Source organism: Micromonospora endolithica (assembly GCF_003626595.1).
In the GTDB taxonomy this organism is placed as follows: Bacteria; Actinomycetota; Actinomycetes; order Mycobacteriales; family Micromonosporaceae; genus Micromonospora; species Micromonospora endolithica.
The window spans coordinates 136,839-152,130 of the sequence record NZ_RBAK01000008.1; the positions used below are offsets into that span (position 1 = coordinate 136,839).

Consider the following 15,292-nt stretch of genomic DNA (forward strand, 5'->3'; position numbering starts at 1 on the left):
TGTCAGCCTACGGCCAGGTCGACGGAGCGTACTGAGGTGTACTGCACAGCGGCGCCGGACTGAACCATCGTTATATTCCCTGGGTGACTACCGAGACCGGGATCAACATCCACAGCACCGCGGGCAAGCTGGCGGACCTGGAGCGACGGGTCGACGAGGCGGTGCACGCCGGTTCGGCGCGCGCGGTCGAGAAGCAGCACGCGCGGGGCAAGAAGACCGCACGGGAGCGGATCGAGCTGCTGCTCGACGAGGGCTCCTTCATCGAGCTGGACGAGCTGGCCCGGCACCGGTCGACGGCGTTCGGGCTGGAGCGCAACCGGCCGTACGGCGACGGGGTGATCACCGGCTACGGCACCATCGACGGCCGGCAGGTCTGCGTCTTCGCCCAGGACTTCACCGTCTTCGGCGGCTCCCTCGGCGAGGTCTTCGGCGAGAAGATCGTCAAGGTGATGGACCTGGCCATGAAGATCGGCTGCCCGGTGATCGGCATCAACGACTCCGGTGGCGCGCGGATCCAGGAGGGCGTCGCGTCGCTCGGTCTCTACGGCGAGATCTTCTTCCGCAACGTACGCGCCAGCGGTGTCATCCCGCAGATCTCGCTGATCATGGGCCCGTGCGCGGGTGGCGCGGTCTACTCCCCGGCGGTCACCGACTTCACCGTGATGGTCGACCAGACCTCGCACATGTTCATCACCGGCCCGGACGTGATCAAGACGGTCACCGGCGAGGACGTGGCGATGGAGGAGCTGGGCGGGGCCCGCACCCACAACTCCCGCAGCGGCAACGCGCACTACCTGGCCAGCGACGAGGACGACGCGATCGACTACGTCAAGGCGCTGCTGTCGTACCTGCCGTCGAACAACCTGGACGAGCCGGTGGTGTTCGACGCGCCGGCGGACCTCGACGTGACCGAGGAGGACCGGGAGCTGGACACCCTGATCCCCGACTCGGCCAACCAGCCGTACGACATGCATCGGGTCATCGAGCACGTCCTCGACGACGGCGAGTTCCTGGAGGTCCAGCCGCTGTACGCGCAGAACCTCCTGATCGGCTACGGCCGGGTGGAGGGTCGCCCGGTCGGGGTGGTCGCCAACCAGCCGATGCACTTCGCCGGCACCCTGGACATCGCCGCCTCGGAGAAGGCCGCCCGCTTCGTGCGCACCTGCGACGCGTTCAACATCCCGGTGCTGACCTTCGTGGACGTTCCCGGTTTCCTTCCCGGCACCGGCCAGGAGTGGGACGGCATCATCCGCCGGGGCGCGAAGCTCATCTACGCGTACGCCGAGGCGACCGTCCCGAAGGTCACCGTGATCACCCGCAAGGCGTACGGCGGCGCGTACGACGTGATGGGGTCCAAGCACCTCGGCGCGGACCTGAACTTCGCCTGGCCGACCGCCCAGATCGCGGTGATGGGGGCGCAGGGCGCGGTGAACATCCTCTACCGGTCGGACCTGGCCAACGCCGAGGACCCGGCCGCGGTCCGCGCCGAGAAGATCGCCGAGTACGAGGACACCCTGGCCAACCCGTACATCGCGGCCGAGCGCGGATACGTCGACTCGGTCATCCCGCCGCACGAGACCCGTACCCAGATCGTCCGCGCGCTGCGGGTGCTGCGCACCAAGCGGGAGACCCTTCCCCCGAAGAAGCACGGCAACATCCCGCTCTAGGAAGGTGTAAGGAAGGGCCCCTTGTTAACGCCTGGCGTTGTAAAAGGGGCCCTTCCTAACGCGCCACACCCTCAGCAGGCCGGGTTGGCGGCGACGCAGAGCCGGTCCGCGGCGACACCGGCCAGCCGGCGCAACTCCGGCTCGGTGCCCCGCCGGCCCATCGTGATGACCGTGACGAGGTCACCGACCCGCACCACCGCCGTGCGATTGACGTCGGTGGACCGTCGGACCTCGCCGGTCTCCAGGTTGCGGGCCTCCGGCACCCGGTGCCGCAGCAGGACCGACTCGCTCCCGGCGAAGTCGCGGGCCGACGTGTCCCAGTGGTGCACGGCCTCCGACCGGGCTTCCCGACCCTTCCAGACGGCGACACCCCGGGACGGCCAGGCGGCGCACAGCGCCAGCATCTCGTCGATCCGCGGGAACAGCCGGCCGACGACCTCCGGCGTCACCCGGTAGACGTCCTGGCTGAGCAGCAGGTCGCTCGGCGGGTGATCGTACCCGGCGGGTCGCTCACGGAGCAGGGTGACCGAGCGGGAGTACCGGGCCGTCTCCCACTCGGCCGGCCGGCCCTGCTGCTCGACACACACCCGCAGCAGCTCCGCGATCCGCACCGGCTCGTACGCCCCGGCCTGGCTGAGTGGCGGGTCCGCCGGCACGCCCAGGTCAGCCGGTCGCAGCATCGTCTCGTGCGGGATCTCCACGAACGGCGACCCGGTGGGGTGCGCGGCGACCGGTGGCGCCGGGGCGGGCCGGTCCACCCGCCACACGCCGTACCCGCCGGTCGTGACGAGGACCAGCGCCAGCCCCGCCGACACGACCGTACGCCGACGGCGCCGGCGGGCCCGCGCGCGGATCTCGGCGGGCTCGGCCCAGCGGACGTCCCGCAGGTCCCGGTGCACCAGTTCGGCGATGGGCAGGTCGTCACGCATCGGCGGCCTCCTCCAGGTCAGAGACGGCGAGCAGCCCGGCGAGCGCGACACGCCCCCGGGAGAGTCGGGCCTTGACCGTGCCGACCGGCGCCTCGGTCTCCCGGGCGACGTCGGCGACCGGCATGCCGACCAGGTAGTACAGGGCGATGGCGACGCGCTGTTCCTCCGGCAGGCGGCGCATCGCCTCCACCACAGCCAGGGTGTCGGTACCCGGGCCGGGGACGCTCTCCACCGCGCCGTGCCGCAGGTAGGCCCGCGCCCGGCTGCGCAGGTTCCGCCAGCGGCTGACCGCGATCCGGCTCGCCACCACCCGCACCCACGCCTCCGGGTCGTCGTACCCGCCCACCGTCGACCAGCGTTGCCACGCCCGGATGTACGCCTCCTGCACGGCGTCCTGCGCCTCGCCGAGATCACCGGTGAGCACGTAGACGAACCCGAGCAGCCGTTGCCGGCTGCCCCGGTAGAAGTCGTCGAACCCGTCGACGTCGGACACCTGCTACCTCCCCGCGGCGGTCCCAGGAGACACGCACCGGCGGACCGGTCCGGTTGCCGGTCGGGACGAGGTTTCTCCGCCGGGCGAGCCGCCCAGCCGAGCAGCGACGAGCGCGCCCGCCGGGTCAGCCGAACAGCGGGCGGCGTGAACCGTCAGCCGAGCAGCGCCGCCAGCTCGGCGAGCGGGAACTCACCCGCCGGGACGCGGTCCCGCAGGGCGCGGCGGACCCCGAGTTGCACGGCGGCGTTCGCCGGGGTCGGTACCCCGTGCAGGCGGCCGAGCAGCACCACCTCGCCGTTGAGATGGTCGGCCTCGGCGGAGCCGGCGCCTCGGGCGAGGCTCTGCCAGGTGGAACCGCCGGCCCGTTCCGCCCCGCCGACCGGGCGGTGGCCGACCAGGTCACCCCGCTCGGCAGCCTCCTCCGCCCGGTCGGTGTGCGGGATGCCGGCGGCGGCCAGCACCGCCTCGCCCTCGGCGCGTACCCGCTCCCGCAGGTCGTCGGGGACGTCCCGGCCGAGCAGCGCCTGGAGGCCGTTGCCGAGGTTGGCCAGCAGCTTGCCGTACTTCCAGCGCATCACGTCCGCCCGCACCGGGGCGACGAAGCCGGCGGCGGTGAGGTCAGCGGCGACCGACCGGTCGATGTCGTCCGCCCCGGACGGGAACCGGCCGAGGTGCAGCATCCCCGGGTGCGGATACCCGTTGGCCACCACCACGCCGGGCTCCAGGTGGGTGGCGGGCAGCCACACGCAGATCCCGTGCACGTCGGCGAAGAGCCGCAGCGCGGCGGGCTCGTTGGCCACCCCGTTCTGCGCGGTGAACAGCGGCAGCCGCTGCGCCGCCGTACCGCCGCCGACCACCGGCGCGTCGGCCCACGCGGCCAGCGCGGCGTCTGTGTCCTGCGACTTCACCGTCAGCACCAGCACGGTGTCCGCCGGCAACGGCCCGGTGCCCGGCCCGTCGGTCGCCGGCCCCCGCCAGGTGGTGTCGCCGTCCGGCCGGCGCAGGGTCAGACCCCGCCGGCGGATCGCGTCCAGGTGCGCGCCGCGCGCCACCAGGGTCACGTCGTGCCCGGTCTCCCCCAGGCGTACGCCGATGGTCCCGCCGACCGCACCCGCCCCGATGATCACGTATCGCACGGGCCCATTCTGCCGGTACCGGGGTGGCGCGGCTCAGCCGGTGAGGCCCGCCCCGGTCAGCAGCGGTCCGGCCAGCAGCAGCGCGCCGAAGACCAGTGAGGCCAGGTTGACCAGCGCGAAGACGGTCACCCAGAAGAACGCCGGCAGCGGCGTGATCCCGGCGAGCTGGTCGGCGTCGGAGGCGGGCATCCGGCCCCGGGCCCGCAGCCGTTGCAGCTCCACCACCGGCCGTACGCCGCCGAGCAGCAGGAACCACACCCCGGCGTACGCGAACGCGGCCTGCACCTGCGGGCTCGCGTACCAGGAGACGGCGAGCACGACCCCGCCGGTGACCAGCAGCGACAGGACACCGTAGACGTTGCGGATCACCACCAGCATGGCCAGCAGCAGGGCCACCGCCACCCAGAGCAGCAGGGTGATCCGGTTGCCGCCGAGCAGCCACGCGCCGGCCAGGCCGACCAGCGGCGGGGCGACGTAACCGGCGAGCAGCGTGAGGATCATGCCGGGACCGGTGGGCCGGCCGGCGGACACGGTCAGGCCGGAGGTGTCCGAGTGCAGCCGGATGCCGTGCAGTTTCCGGCCGGTCAGCACGGCGGCCAGCGCGTGCCCGCCCTCGTGGGCGATGGTCACCACGTTGCGGGCGATCTGCCAGGGCAGCCGGGTGGAGACCACCGCCAGCGCGGCGAGCCCGGTGAGCAGCACCAGCAGCGCGGGCGGGTCGGGCTGCGCGCTGAGCAGCCGGTTCCAGAGGTCGGCGAGCCCGTCGATCGACACCATGGGGCGCGAGCCTACCGGCCCGACCCGTGCCGGTCCGGGGCCCCCGGCCGGGCGCGACCCGGTGGTGGCTCGACCCGGCGGCCCGGCACTGAAAGTTTTCTCAGCAGCCCTTGCGATCTCGGGCGATTACCTCCAAAGATAGGCATGAATAGATACCTGTCTCTCGGGAGGTTCTCGTGACCCGTACCCGATCATCCCTGCGTCGAGTCCTGGCCGGCGGCCTCGCGGCCCTGGCCACCGCGGCGGCGGCGCTGGTCGTCACCGCCAGCCCGGCCGCCGCGGCCACCGTGCCCGGCATCGACGTCTCGCGCTACCAGGGCACCATCAACTGGACGAGCGTCCGCAACGCCGGCATCCAGTTCGCGTTCATCAAGGCCACCGAGGGTACGAGCTACAAGGACCCGAACTTCAACAGCAACTACGTCAACGCCTACAACGCCGGGGTGATCCGCGGCGCGTACCACTTCGCCCGGCCCAACATCTCCGCCGGCTCGACCCAGGCCAACTACCTGGCCTCCAACGGCGGCGCCTGGTCGGCGGACAGCCGCACGCTGCCGGCGGCGCTGGACATCGAGGCGAACCCGTACAGCGGCGGGTACTGCTACGGCCTCAGCACCACCGGCATGCGCAACTGGATCCAGGACTTCCTGAACACCTACCGCTCGCGCACCGGCCGGTACGCGGTCATCTACACCACCACCAGCTGGTGGAACCAGTGCACCGGCAGTTGGGGCGGCCCGTGGGGCAACCACCCGCTGTGGCTGGCCCGCTGGTCGAGCACGCCCGGCGCGCTGCCGGCCGGCGCCCCGGTGTGGAGCTTCTGGCAGTACACCGCGACCGGTCGGGTCTCCGGCATCAGCGGCGACGTGGACCGCAACTACTGGAACGGCGACCGCAGCCGGCTGATCGCGCTGGCCAACAACACCCGCTGACGTTCCGCCGCCTGGGGAGGCAGTTGGCGGCAGCGGGATCGGCTGTCACCGTACGGTGCACAACTGGTCCGGCTGCCGCCACGCGGCTCGCCCCTTCGGTCAGGCCCGGCGTCGGGCCGCCACCGGAACGGCCACCGGGTCGTTCGACGCGAGCACACCGCGTCGCATGATCCGCCGGGCACCCAACCCACCGAGGGTAACGGTCACGACGCTGAGCAGCGCCACCAGCAGCGGCAGGCCGACGCTGGCCAGCAGGAGGACGATGTCGCCGAGGGCGACCAGCATCCACAGTGCCACCCGGGGTCGGGCGTTCTTCCGTCGGTATCCCATGTCGAACCCTCCCTTCCGTCGTGCCGTACAGGTACCCCGTACGACGGAGGGCCATGCGAACGAATCTCGCAGCGGGCGCGAATCCCGCGTGTTCAGTTCACCCGGTCGGGCTTGAACCCCTTGACGACCTGGTCGAAGGCGGCCAGGTTGGCCTGCCACTCGGACTCCGCGATCTCCCACCGGATGGCGTAACCCCGGTTGCTCGCGGTGGCGAAGCCGCGGTTGCGCACGTGGATCCGGGCGCCGTCCCGGCTCTCCAGCCACTCCCAGTCGGCGCACGTGCGGTACCAGTCGCAGGGCTTGATGCTCAGGAAGTCGTAGTCGTTGACGAACCTCTTACGGGCCGACTCCTGAGCCTCCCAATCGGCTTCCGCGTCCGGCTTGGGGTTGCTCCCCCACTGGACGAGCATCTCCCCCACCCCGCCGGACTGCCGGACGATGACCGTGTCGGACCCGGTGCTGGTGACCCGCCACCCCGGCGGGATCGGGATGGAGAAGGTGGGCCCTTCGTGCAGCTTCCAGCCGGCGGGCAGGGCAGCCGACGACGGGGACGGGGACGCGGAGGCCGACGGGGTGACGCTCGGTGCGGCGCTGGTCGGTGCCGGCGCGGCCGGTTCCGACGCGGACGGCGCGGGCGCCGACGTGGCGGCGGCGGTGGTGGGGCCGGCCTGCGGGGTGTCGCCGCCGTTCTCGCCGTCGCCGCCGGTCAACTGGGGGACGATCACGAGCAGGCCGAGCACCAACAGGGCGGCCAGCACACCGATCAGCACGTTGCGGCGCGTGTGGTTCGGCTTCGTACCGTCCCCGGCGGCCACCGTCGCCCGCCCGGACGGCGGGCTGACCGGCGCCGGCATGACCGACGTCGGGTTGACCGGCTTCGGCTTCTCGGCGGTCGGCTTCTCGGCGGTCGGCCTCGACGCCTCGACCTTCGCCGTCGGCGCGGCGTCGGAGGTGGACTCCGGTGGGTCGACCTTCGCGGTCGGCACGGCGTCGGAGGTGCTCGGCGTCGGGTCGGCCACGGACGCGGCGGCACCGGCGGCGGCTCCGGCCACGGCGGCTTCCCCGGTCCGCTGGGCCGGTGGGGCCGCCGGTTTGGCGTCGTCCGCCTCGGCCGGGCGCGGGGCCGGCACCAACGGTGGGCGCGGCTCGCGCGGACCATTCGGCCCCGGCCGGCGTACGCCGTCGAGCAGTGAGATCCCGCGCGCCCGTCGGCCGCCCGCGCGGCGCAGCAGGCGCTCCGCGGCCTCGGCGGTGATCCGCTCGTTCGGGTCCTTGTTGAGCAGCCCGTTGAGCACCGGCTTGAGCGGCCCCGCGTTCTTCGGCGGCGGCATCGGCTCGGTGGCCAGCGCGGCCAGGGTGGCGATGGCGGACGGCCGCGCGTACGGCGACTTGCCCTCCACCGCCGCGTAGAGGGTCGCGCCCAGCGACCACAGGTCGGCCTCCGGTCCGGCGGTGCCGTCGCGGGCCCGCTCGGGGGCGATGTAGGCCGGGGAGCCGAGCACCATGCCGGTACGGGTCACGTTGGGGTCACCCGGGATCGTGGCGAGACCAAAATCGGTCAGCACCACCCGGCCGTCCTCGCCGAGCAGCACGTTGCCCGGCTTGACGTCACGGTGCATCACGCCGGCCTTGTGCGCCGCCTTCAACGCACCGAGCACGCCCAGCCCGATCTCCACCGCGCGTGCCGGCGACACCGGCCCGTCCTCGGCGAGGGTGTCCTGGAGCGACTTCGACGCCACGTACTCCATGACGATCCACGGGTCGCCGTCGGTGCGGAGCACGTCGAAGATGCGGACGACGTTGATGTGGTTCAGCCGGGCGATGGCCCGCGCCTCCCGCAACGAGCGCTCCCGCATCTCGCGGCGCTCCTCGTCGGTGAGGCTCGGCGGCGGGACGAGTTCCTTGATCGCCACGTCCCGGTGCAGCACCTCGTCGCGCGCCTTCCACACCCGGCCCATGCCACCCTGACCGAGCGGCGACAGGAGCCGGTATCGGTCAGCGACGAGTTGGGGCGCGTTCGACATCGGTGAGACGGTACCCGGCGCGCCCGACGCTCACACCGCCGGCACGCCACTGTGCGGCGAAGGTCAAGTTCTTCGGCGCGTACCCTGGCGGCATGTCTGCCGAAGAGCCGTTGTTCCGGGTCGTCCGCGGCGTGCCCACCGCCGAGGAACTGGCCGCCCTGGTCGGCGTCGTCACCCTCCGGTCCCGCCCGGCCGCCGGTCCCGCCCCGGTCCCGACCTCGGCGTGGGCCCGCAGCGCCCGCCCGGCCGGCGCGGCCCCCGCCGCCGGCCCCGGCGCGTGGCGCGCCTCCGGCCTGCCCCGCTGACTTTTCCGCGTACGGATCACCGCAGGTGGCCGCCTTCGTCCGGACCGGGTGGCCGGGGTGGGGACTGCCGACATCGTCGGGAACCCACTAACCTCACTCAGGGAAACGGTGCGGTGACGGTTAGGGAGGAACGATGATCCCCGAGGAGGACCGCCCAGCGGCCTGGCTGCGCGGCTACGGCGGCATCGAGGCCGACATCCGTCAACTACGCGAGTTCGCCGACAGGTTGCAGGCCGAGGTGGAGCGCAACTACGCCCCCCACCTGGCATACATCGCGGAGGACCTGAAGACGCCCCTGCCCAACCCGGCGGACGCCTTCGTCGAGCTGGTCCACTTCCTGCGCGCCCACCACGAGACCCAGCAGGCCACCGCCGAGACGGTCTGGGGCGTCCACGGCGCCACCGGCCACCTCGCCGCCGCCGCCGGCAAGGTCGCCGAGCGCTACCGCGATTCCGACGCGTTCTCGTCCGCGCGCGTGGTCGACGTCGAGCGGGCACTCGCCACACCCACCCCCGTCACCCCGCCCGGCCCGCCGGTCGCCCTGCGCGACCCGACCGGCCCCGACACGACCCCGGGCCCGGTGGTGCTGCCGTGAACGAGGGAGGCGTCGGCCGCTCGGGTGGCCTCACCAACTGGTACCTGATGGACGTGGCGACCATGTGGGCCTGCCTCGCCGACCAGGACACCACCGGCCACTGGCGGCAGGTCGCCGCCTGGCGCAAGATCTGCGACCTCGCCCAGACCCACCTGGGCCGCCTCCAGGAATACCGGCGCGGCCTCGCCGAGGCATGGCCGCCGGAGACCAACGAGGCATCCCGCGCCTACCTCGCCGAACTCGACCAACTCATCGAGAAGGTGCGCCGCACCCACGACGCCGCCGCCACCAACTACACCGCGCTGTCCGCCGCCACCCAGGCCATCGGCACCACCCGCGAGGCGCTCCGGAAGATCCACGACGAGTACGCGGCCAAAGCCCAACAGAAACGCGCGTACGACGCGACGGTGGCGGACCCGAAGGCCATCATGGGCAACCGGACGACCGAGCCACCGGTGACGGACGACGAACTGGAACGGTTGAACGTACGGGCCCGGGGCATCATGTACGGCCTGAGCAGCGAACTCCAACAAGCCCAAGTAATGCTCCGCCAACCCCCTCCAGCACGCCCACCTGCCCAGGACCAGAATCCAGACATCTACGGAAATCCAGGCTCTGCTGTCCCCGTCATTCCGCCGATCGTTGCCGTACCCCTAAGCCCCGGCAGAGCCCCCGTGTCAGAGAAGGTGCAATCCCCCGCTAAGCCGGTGGCCGCGTCTACTGCTCCCGCTCTTGGCCCAATTCTTGGCGGAGCTGCTGCAGGCACCGCTCCTGCTCCCTCTACCCCCTCGCCATCCGTCGGTGTTCCATCATTACCGGCTGGTGGGCTACAACCGCCCATCGCACCTGGGGTGGCTAGTCGGCCCGGTTTGCCAATTCGCCCAGGGCAAGTCAGTCCACCCGGCACTAAGGGGGCAGGGAGTGTACCTACTTCCCCGCCCCAGTCACCACCGGCCCGGCCATTGCCGCCGGGCGGTCTCATCGGGGGCGTACCCGGCTCGGGCCTCACGCAGCCAGTAAGCGGAAATGGTCAACCGCGTCGTGTCAACCCCATCGGAGGCGTGATCGGAGGAGGTGGCGCTGGCACAGCGCCGACCGGAGCGGCCGGGTCCCGTCCCGGCGGCGGACGCACTGGTAGCACCATGGGCCACATGCCTCCTTTCGGCTCCGCACCCCAAAGCCCAACATTCGGTGCCGCCAGTGGCGGCGGTCCGCGAATTGTAGGGTCAACGCGTCGTGGGTCAGAGCCGGAGGACGGGCAGCACCCCAAGCGGTGGAATCCGGACGAGCCTTGGACTACGGAGCAAGGCGTTGCACCGATCGTGCTCCCACCTGACGAGGACGGACCTATCGATCCTGGCCCGGCCATCGGCTTCAAGAGGTGACCGGCTACGCCATCCACGCAGGCCTGACTCTCGCAACACTCACACTGCTGGCCGGAGCACCACCAACACTTTCTCAACAACTAGAACGGCCCTACCACATATCCGGTGATCCAGAAAGAATCCGCACGGATCAGTGGCACCTGCGCTATTTGGGAGTTTCTACGGCCCATCGAATAAGCCAGGGAGAAGGTGTCACGGTGGCAGTTCCGGACAGTGGAGTTGACCCCCACCCCGATTTGAGCAGGAATCTCATTCCAGGCGCCGACATCGTTTCAGGTGGTGGCGGCTCGGGAAGGCAGGACCGCGATGGCCATGGCACCTCCATGGCCGGCTTAATCGCTGCGCACGGACAACCTGAACAGACGGGCGCCCTTGGAATTGCACCAAAGTCCAAAATCCTTCCGATTTTCAGCACCCCGCCTAACGAATACGGCGACCCCAACGCTCTTGCACGGGGGATTGATTACGCTATCGCCCAGGGCGTAGATGTAATCAGCATCTCGTCCGTCGGCACCTCAAGTAATCAGTTGCAACAGTCAGTCGACAAGGCAATTGCTGCCAATATAGTGATCGTCGCGGCGGTTGGAAATCTCCCAAGGGATCAAGTTGTCGGCCACCCAGCAAGCCGCGAAGGCGTAGTAGGAGTAGGCGGTGTAGATCGAGCGGGAGTCCACGCCGCCGTTTCCGTGTCGGGTCAAGGAGTGGACCTCACAGCGCCTGCCGTGGATATCTTTAGCACCAGTTACGGCGGGAAGTACTCCAAAGGAACTGGCACCTCCAGCGCCACGGCGATGGTTGCGGGGGCTGCTGCGCTTGTCCGAGCGAGGTTTCCCGACCTGTCCGCGGCCGAGGTCGTCCATCGCCTGACCGCCACCGCCGTCGACAAAGGACCGCCGGGCCGTGACGATCAGTACGGCTACGGCGTCATCGATCTTGTTGCGGCACTGACTGCGGACGTTCCGCCGCTCGGCTCCGGCCCCTCGACCCTCGCGGCCGCCTCATCGCCAGCGCCCACGGCGGCCCAGGCCGGGCCGGCAACCGGGTCAGACGATGGCCGAGCAGCCGTACGAGGTCTTGTGACGCTTGGCGTCCTGGTCGCGGTTGGCGGATGGGTGGCGGTTGTCCGGCGGCGACGTAACCGCATCGACCCGCCGCCACGCATCAGCCGCTGACCGGACGCCGGTTGGCGAATGCCGATGGGGCATCGTCGCGGCCGCTCGATCCACTCGATGTTCCTGAAGTCGGGGTGTCCGGGGTGCGGGATGGCACGGTTTTGGGAGGTCGAGTGAATCAAGCCGATGCGGACCCGTCCATGGGGCTGCCGCGCGGGACTGTGCCCGATTGGGCGTCTTGCCGGCGGCGCGGCACCCCGGATGGCTCGCTTGCTGCCGGAGAGCTATGTGATCGTGCCTGGGGGCGCCACCCAGCGGACCGGTTGCCCGGTCACCTTGGCTATCTGGTCGAAGTCCCGGGTCGTAGTGCAGCAACGACAGTCCGTGGTACTCGACGGTGGCCGCGATGAGCAGGTCGACTGCCCCTGCTGATCGGTGCCACCCCCGGCCGGTGAGGTCATGCTGTATCGCGGCCGCCCGCTCGTAGATCCGTTCCGGCATGACCACCCAGCCGAACACGATCCGGAGTCACCCCCCTCAGTCCAGGCACGGTCTGCAGCTCACTTGGGGGTGTGCAGGAATCCCGAATAGACAAGCGGGCAGATGGCGAACAGGCCGGGCGTCAGCGACGGGTCCACCTCGGCCGGAGTGGTGCGTCACGGAGTAGCCGCACGGGTGCGCTGGTGTCGACCAGGTAGTCCGCCGGCCTCACGACCGGTAGACGTCCTTGTCCAGCAGTTCGTCGAAGTCGCCGGCCTGTCCGCGGCCGGCCAGTTCGGCGAGGGCTCTGGCTCTGTCATGAGCACCCCCTGAATACCGAAAGCGTATGCAGTATCTCCAGCTGGCCAGCGCGGAACGGGTGGCGCGCCCCGAGGAGACCGCATCTCAGCGGGTAACGTCGGCCGGGTGTCTGATTCCTTGCCTCTTCGCCTGGTGCTCGCCTCCGCGAGCCCCGCCCGCCGTAAGTCCCTCCAGGCCGCCGGCATCGAGCCGGACGTGCTGGTGAGTGGGGTGGACGAGTCCCTGGTGGTCGCCGATCGCGCCGAGGATCTCTGCCTGGAGTTGGCGCGCATGAAGGCAGAAGCGGTGGCAACCCGCCTGCGTCCCGCCGACGACCAGCGGACCCTGGTGATCGGTTGCGATTCTGTGCTGGCCTTCGACGGCGAGATCCTGGGCAAACCGGCGGACGCGGCGGACGCGGTACGGCGCTGGGAGCGGATGCGGGGCCGCAGCGGCGTCCTGCACAGCGGGCACTGCCTGATCGACCTCGCCGCAGGACCCCGCGCCGAGGCCGATCAGCAGAACCCGGCGGGGCGCCGGGCCGAGGCGGTGGCCTCGACCACGGTGCACTTCGCCGACGTGGACGACGACGAGATCGCCGCATACGTGGCGACGGGCGAGCCCCTTGCGGTGGCCGGTGCGTTCACCATCGACGGGTTGGGTGGGCCGTTCGTGGAGCGGATCGAGGGTGATCCGGGCACGGTGGTGGGGCTGTCGTTGCCGCTGCTGCGGCGTCTCCTCGCCGAGTTGGACCTGCGGATCACCGATTTGTGGACGAAGGTCGCGCCCGGCAACCAGTCGATCGAGCCGCTGGGCTAGCGTCCGGTCATGACCACCAAGTCGATCCCGCTCACCGACGATCTGCACGCGTACCTGGTGGCGCACGGCTCGCCACCGGACGAGATCATGCGGGAGCTGATCGAGGAGACCCGGGCGGCCCTGCCCGACGACGCCCGGATGCAGGTCGCACCGGAGCAGGCCGCGTTCCTGACCTTCCTCACCCGGCTGCTCGGCGCGCGGCGGGCCGTCGAGGTGGGAACCTTCACCGGGCTGTCCGCGCTCGCCATCGCGCGTGGGCTGGCCGAGGGCGGGCACCTCACCTGCTTCGACATCTCCGAGGAGTTCACCGGGGTCGCCCGCCGGTACTGGGCTCGGGCCGGCGTGCAGGACCGTATCGACCTGCGGATCGGTCCGGCCGGGGAGACGTTGCGCGAACTGCCGTACCAGCGGGACATCGACTTCGCGTTCATCGACGCGGACAAGACCGGGTACCCGGTCTACTGGTCGGAGCTGGTGCCGCGAATGCGTCCAGGCGGGGTGATCGCGGTCGACAACGTGCTGCGCGGCGGCCGGGTGATCGCCCCGGGGAACGCTGACGACCGAGCCATCGCGGCGTTCAACGACGAGGTGCTGGCCGACGTCCGGGTCGACGCGGTGATGCTCCCGGTCGCCGACGGCCTCACCCTGGCCCGGGTGCTCTGACGGGGCCCGACCGAGGTCCACCCGACACCGAGCGGATCACGCCGCCCCGACCGGGGTCGGGACCGGCACGTCCGCAGGCGGGGGGCGCAGCGCCCGACCGAGCCGCGCCGCCAGCGCCGCGGCGACCGCGATGAAGCCCGGCAGCAGCAGGAACGCCAGGTGCGGTCCGACGCCGTCGGCCACCCACCCCAGGGCCACCGGCGCGATCCCGAAGCCGACTCCCATGGAGTACGCCGACCAGCCCGCCGCCTTGTCCGTGGCCGGCCCGGCGACGGCGAGCGCGATCGAGATGGCCAGCGGATAGTGCAGCGCGTTGCCGAGCCCGAGGACGACCAGCCCGAGCACCGCCAGCCAGCCGACCGTCGCGGTCCAGAAGACGGTGAACCCGGCCAGCGAGAGGCCGAGGGCGGCGAGCAGCAGCGGTATGGGGCGGTACCGCAGGGCGAACCGGCCACCGACCAACCGTCCGACGAACATCCCGCCGACGATCGCGGCCACCGAGGCGGAGGCCGCACCGGCGTCCAGGCCGGCGTGGTCGCGCAGCACGTCGGCCGTCCACAACGACAGGCACACCTCGATCGAACCGGTCACGGCCATCAGGGTCCACGCGATCCAGTACGCCACGGGAAGCCGCTGTGAAAGGAAGGGCCCCTTGTTAACGCCTGGTGTATAGGAAGGGTCCCTTCCTAACACGGGGTTGGCGGGCGCGGCGCGGGTGGGGACCGGAGCGGACGCCGGGGCGACGAGGGGGGCGCCGGGAGCCGCGGCAGCGGGGTCGGCCTGCGGTCGGCGTACCCGAAAAGCAAGCGCGACCAGCGCGATCAGGCCGACCTCGACGGCCATCACGGGTCGCCAGCCCCAGCCGGCGGCGACGCTGGCGCCGATCACGACCGGGGCGAGGATGCCGAGGCCGGCGCAGGCCGCGTTGGCCTCGGTGAGCGCGGCCGGCGCGGCCGGTCCGTGGTGCGCGGTGAGTACGACGGACACGCCGCTGATGACCATCATGCCGAAGGTGGCGACCACCGCGACGGCGGCGATGGTGGCCGGCAGCGGGCGTAGCGTGCCGAACGCGGTGACGCCCGCCGCGACCCCGGCCAGGCCGGTCCAGATGGCGCGGGCGCGGCCGACGCGGCGGGCGAGCGGCGCGAAGAGCGCCCCGCCGAGCAGCGCACCGACGGCGATGCCGGTGCTGTGCAGGCCGGCGACCGCGGCGGAGGTGCCCTGCTCGTCGCGGAGCAGCGGGACGACCGGGCCGAAGCCGTAGAGGAAGAAACCCCAGAGGCCCAGCTGGGCGTACGACAGCCAGGTCGTCCGGTCACGGGTGAAGCGGGGCACGCCCCTTACG

At 71.4% G+C, this 15,292-nt stretch carries 15 protein-coding genes; 7 read left to right on the forward strand and 8 right to left on the reverse strand.

Annotation, left to right across the window (positions count from 1 at the left end; genetic code table 11):
* Window positions 1–83: 83 nt before the first annotated feature.
* Window positions 84–1,667: an acyl-CoA carboxylase subunit beta gene (locus D7223_RS20555; RefSeq protein ID WP_120730039.1), complete on the forward strand. Its 1,584-nt coding sequence runs from the start codon at window positions 84–86 to the stop codon at window positions 1,665–1,667.
* A gap of 71 nt (window positions 1,668–1,738) precedes the next feature.
* On the opposite strand, the gene D7223_RS32855 is transcribed toward D7223_RS20555, so the two are convergent.
* The 4 genes from D7223_RS32855 to D7223_RS20575 form a co-directional block, all read right to left on the reverse strand.
* Entirely contained in the window at window positions 1,739–2,596 is an 858-nt protein-coding gene (locus D7223_RS32855) for a hypothetical protein (protein ID WP_158610919.1), read from the reverse strand.
* Window positions 2,589–3,089: a SigE family RNA polymerase sigma factor gene (locus tag D7223_RS20565; RefSeq protein ID WP_120730040.1), complete on the reverse strand. Its 501-nt coding sequence runs from the start codon at window positions 3,087–3,089 to the stop codon at window positions 2,589–2,591. The genes D7223_RS32855 and D7223_RS20565 overlap by 8 nt, the downstream gene beginning before the upstream one ends.
* Window positions 3,090–3,241: 152 nt before the next feature.
* Window positions 3,242–4,225, reverse strand: a complete 984-nt coding sequence (locus D7223_RS20570; RefSeq protein ID WP_120730041.1) for a ketopantoate reductase family protein — start codon at window positions 4,223–4,225, stop codon at window positions 3,242–3,244.
* A 33-nt stretch (window positions 4,226–4,258) separates the two neighbouring features.
* Window positions 4,259–5,002, reverse strand: a complete 744-nt coding sequence (locus D7223_RS20575) for a M50 family metallopeptidase (protein ID WP_120730042.1) — start codon at window positions 5,000–5,002, stop codon at window positions 4,259–4,261.
* 176 nt (window positions 5,003–5,178) lie between these two features.
* Here D7223_RS20575 and D7223_RS20580 point away from each other — a divergent pair, with 176 nt between their 5' ends.
* Window positions 5,179–5,934 (forward strand): GH25 family lysozyme, encoded by a 756-nt coding sequence (locus tag D7223_RS20580; RefSeq protein WP_120730043.1) that lies wholly within the window; start codon window positions 5,179–5,181, stop codon window positions 5,932–5,934.
* Between the two features lie 99 nt (window positions 5,935–6,033).
* Here D7223_RS20580 and D7223_RS20585 read toward each other — a convergent pair whose 3' ends face one another.
* Together D7223_RS20585 and D7223_RS20590 are read right to left on the reverse strand one after the other, a co-directional pair.
* The gene (locus D7223_RS20585; RefSeq protein WP_120730044.1) at window positions 6,034–6,264 is read right to left on the reverse strand and encodes a hypothetical protein; all 231 of its coding nucleotides are present in this window, start codon (window positions 6,262–6,264) and stop codon (window positions 6,034–6,036) included.
* Between the two features lie 92 nt (window positions 6,265–6,356).
* Window positions 6,357–8,288, reverse strand: coding sequence for a serine/threonine-protein kinase (locus D7223_RS20590; protein ID WP_120730045.1), 1,932 nt, complete (start codon window positions 8,286–8,288; stop codon window positions 6,357–6,359).
* A 92-nt stretch (window positions 8,289–8,380) separates the two neighbouring features.
* Here D7223_RS20590 and D7223_RS20595 point away from each other — a divergent pair, with 92 nt between their 5' ends.
* The gene (locus D7223_RS20595; protein ID WP_120730195.1) at window positions 8,381–8,593 is read left to right on the forward strand and encodes an acyl-CoA carboxylase subunit epsilon; all 213 of its coding nucleotides are present in this window, start codon (window positions 8,381–8,383) and stop codon (window positions 8,591–8,593) included.
* Between the two features lie 133 nt (window positions 8,594–8,726).
* Window positions 8,727–9,188, forward strand: coding sequence for a hypothetical protein (locus D7223_RS20600; RefSeq protein ID WP_120730046.1), 462 nt, complete (start codon window positions 8,727–8,729; stop codon window positions 9,186–9,188).
* A 292-nt stretch (window positions 9,189–9,480) separates the two neighbouring features.
* Here the strand turns inward: D7223_RS20600 and D7223_RS34145 are convergent, their stop codons facing one another.
* The gene (locus D7223_RS34145; RefSeq protein WP_337589457.1) at window positions 9,481–9,615 is read right to left on the reverse strand and encodes a hypothetical protein; all 135 of its coding nucleotides are present in this window, start codon (window positions 9,613–9,615) and stop codon (window positions 9,481–9,483) included.
* Window positions 9,616–10,569: 954 nt separating this feature from the next.
* Between D7223_RS34145 and mycP the strand changes: the two genes are divergently transcribed.
* The 3 genes from mycP to D7223_RS20625 all read left to right on the forward strand — a co-directional run bounded on the left by mycP (window position 10,570) and on the right by D7223_RS20625 (window position 13,947).
* On the forward strand, window positions 10,570–11,745 hold the full coding sequence (mycP, locus tag D7223_RS20610) for a type VII secretion-associated serine protease mycosin (RefSeq protein ID WP_238162133.1): 1,176 nt from the start codon (window positions 10,570–10,572) through the stop codon (window positions 11,743–11,745).
* Window positions 11,746–12,591: 846 nt separating this feature from the next.
* Window positions 12,592–13,284 carry a Maf family protein gene (locus D7223_RS20620; protein WP_120730047.1) on the forward strand — a complete coding sequence of 231 codons (693 nt, stop codon included), beginning with the start codon at window positions 12,592–12,594 and terminating at the stop codon, window positions 13,282–13,284.
* A 9-nt stretch (window positions 13,285–13,293) separates the two neighbouring features.
* Complete coding sequence (locus tag D7223_RS20625) at window positions 13,294–13,947, forward strand: O-methyltransferase (RefSeq protein WP_120730048.1); 654 nt, start codon at window positions 13,294–13,296, stop codon at window positions 13,945–13,947.
* Window positions 13,948–13,983: 36 nt separating this feature from the next.
* Here D7223_RS20625 and D7223_RS20630 read toward each other — a convergent pair whose 3' ends face one another.
* On the reverse strand, window positions 13,984–15,282 hold the full coding sequence (locus D7223_RS20630; RefSeq protein WP_120730049.1) for an MFS transporter: 1,299 nt from the start codon (window positions 15,280–15,282) through the stop codon (window positions 13,984–13,986).
* Window positions 15,283–15,292: the final 10 nt, after the last annotated feature.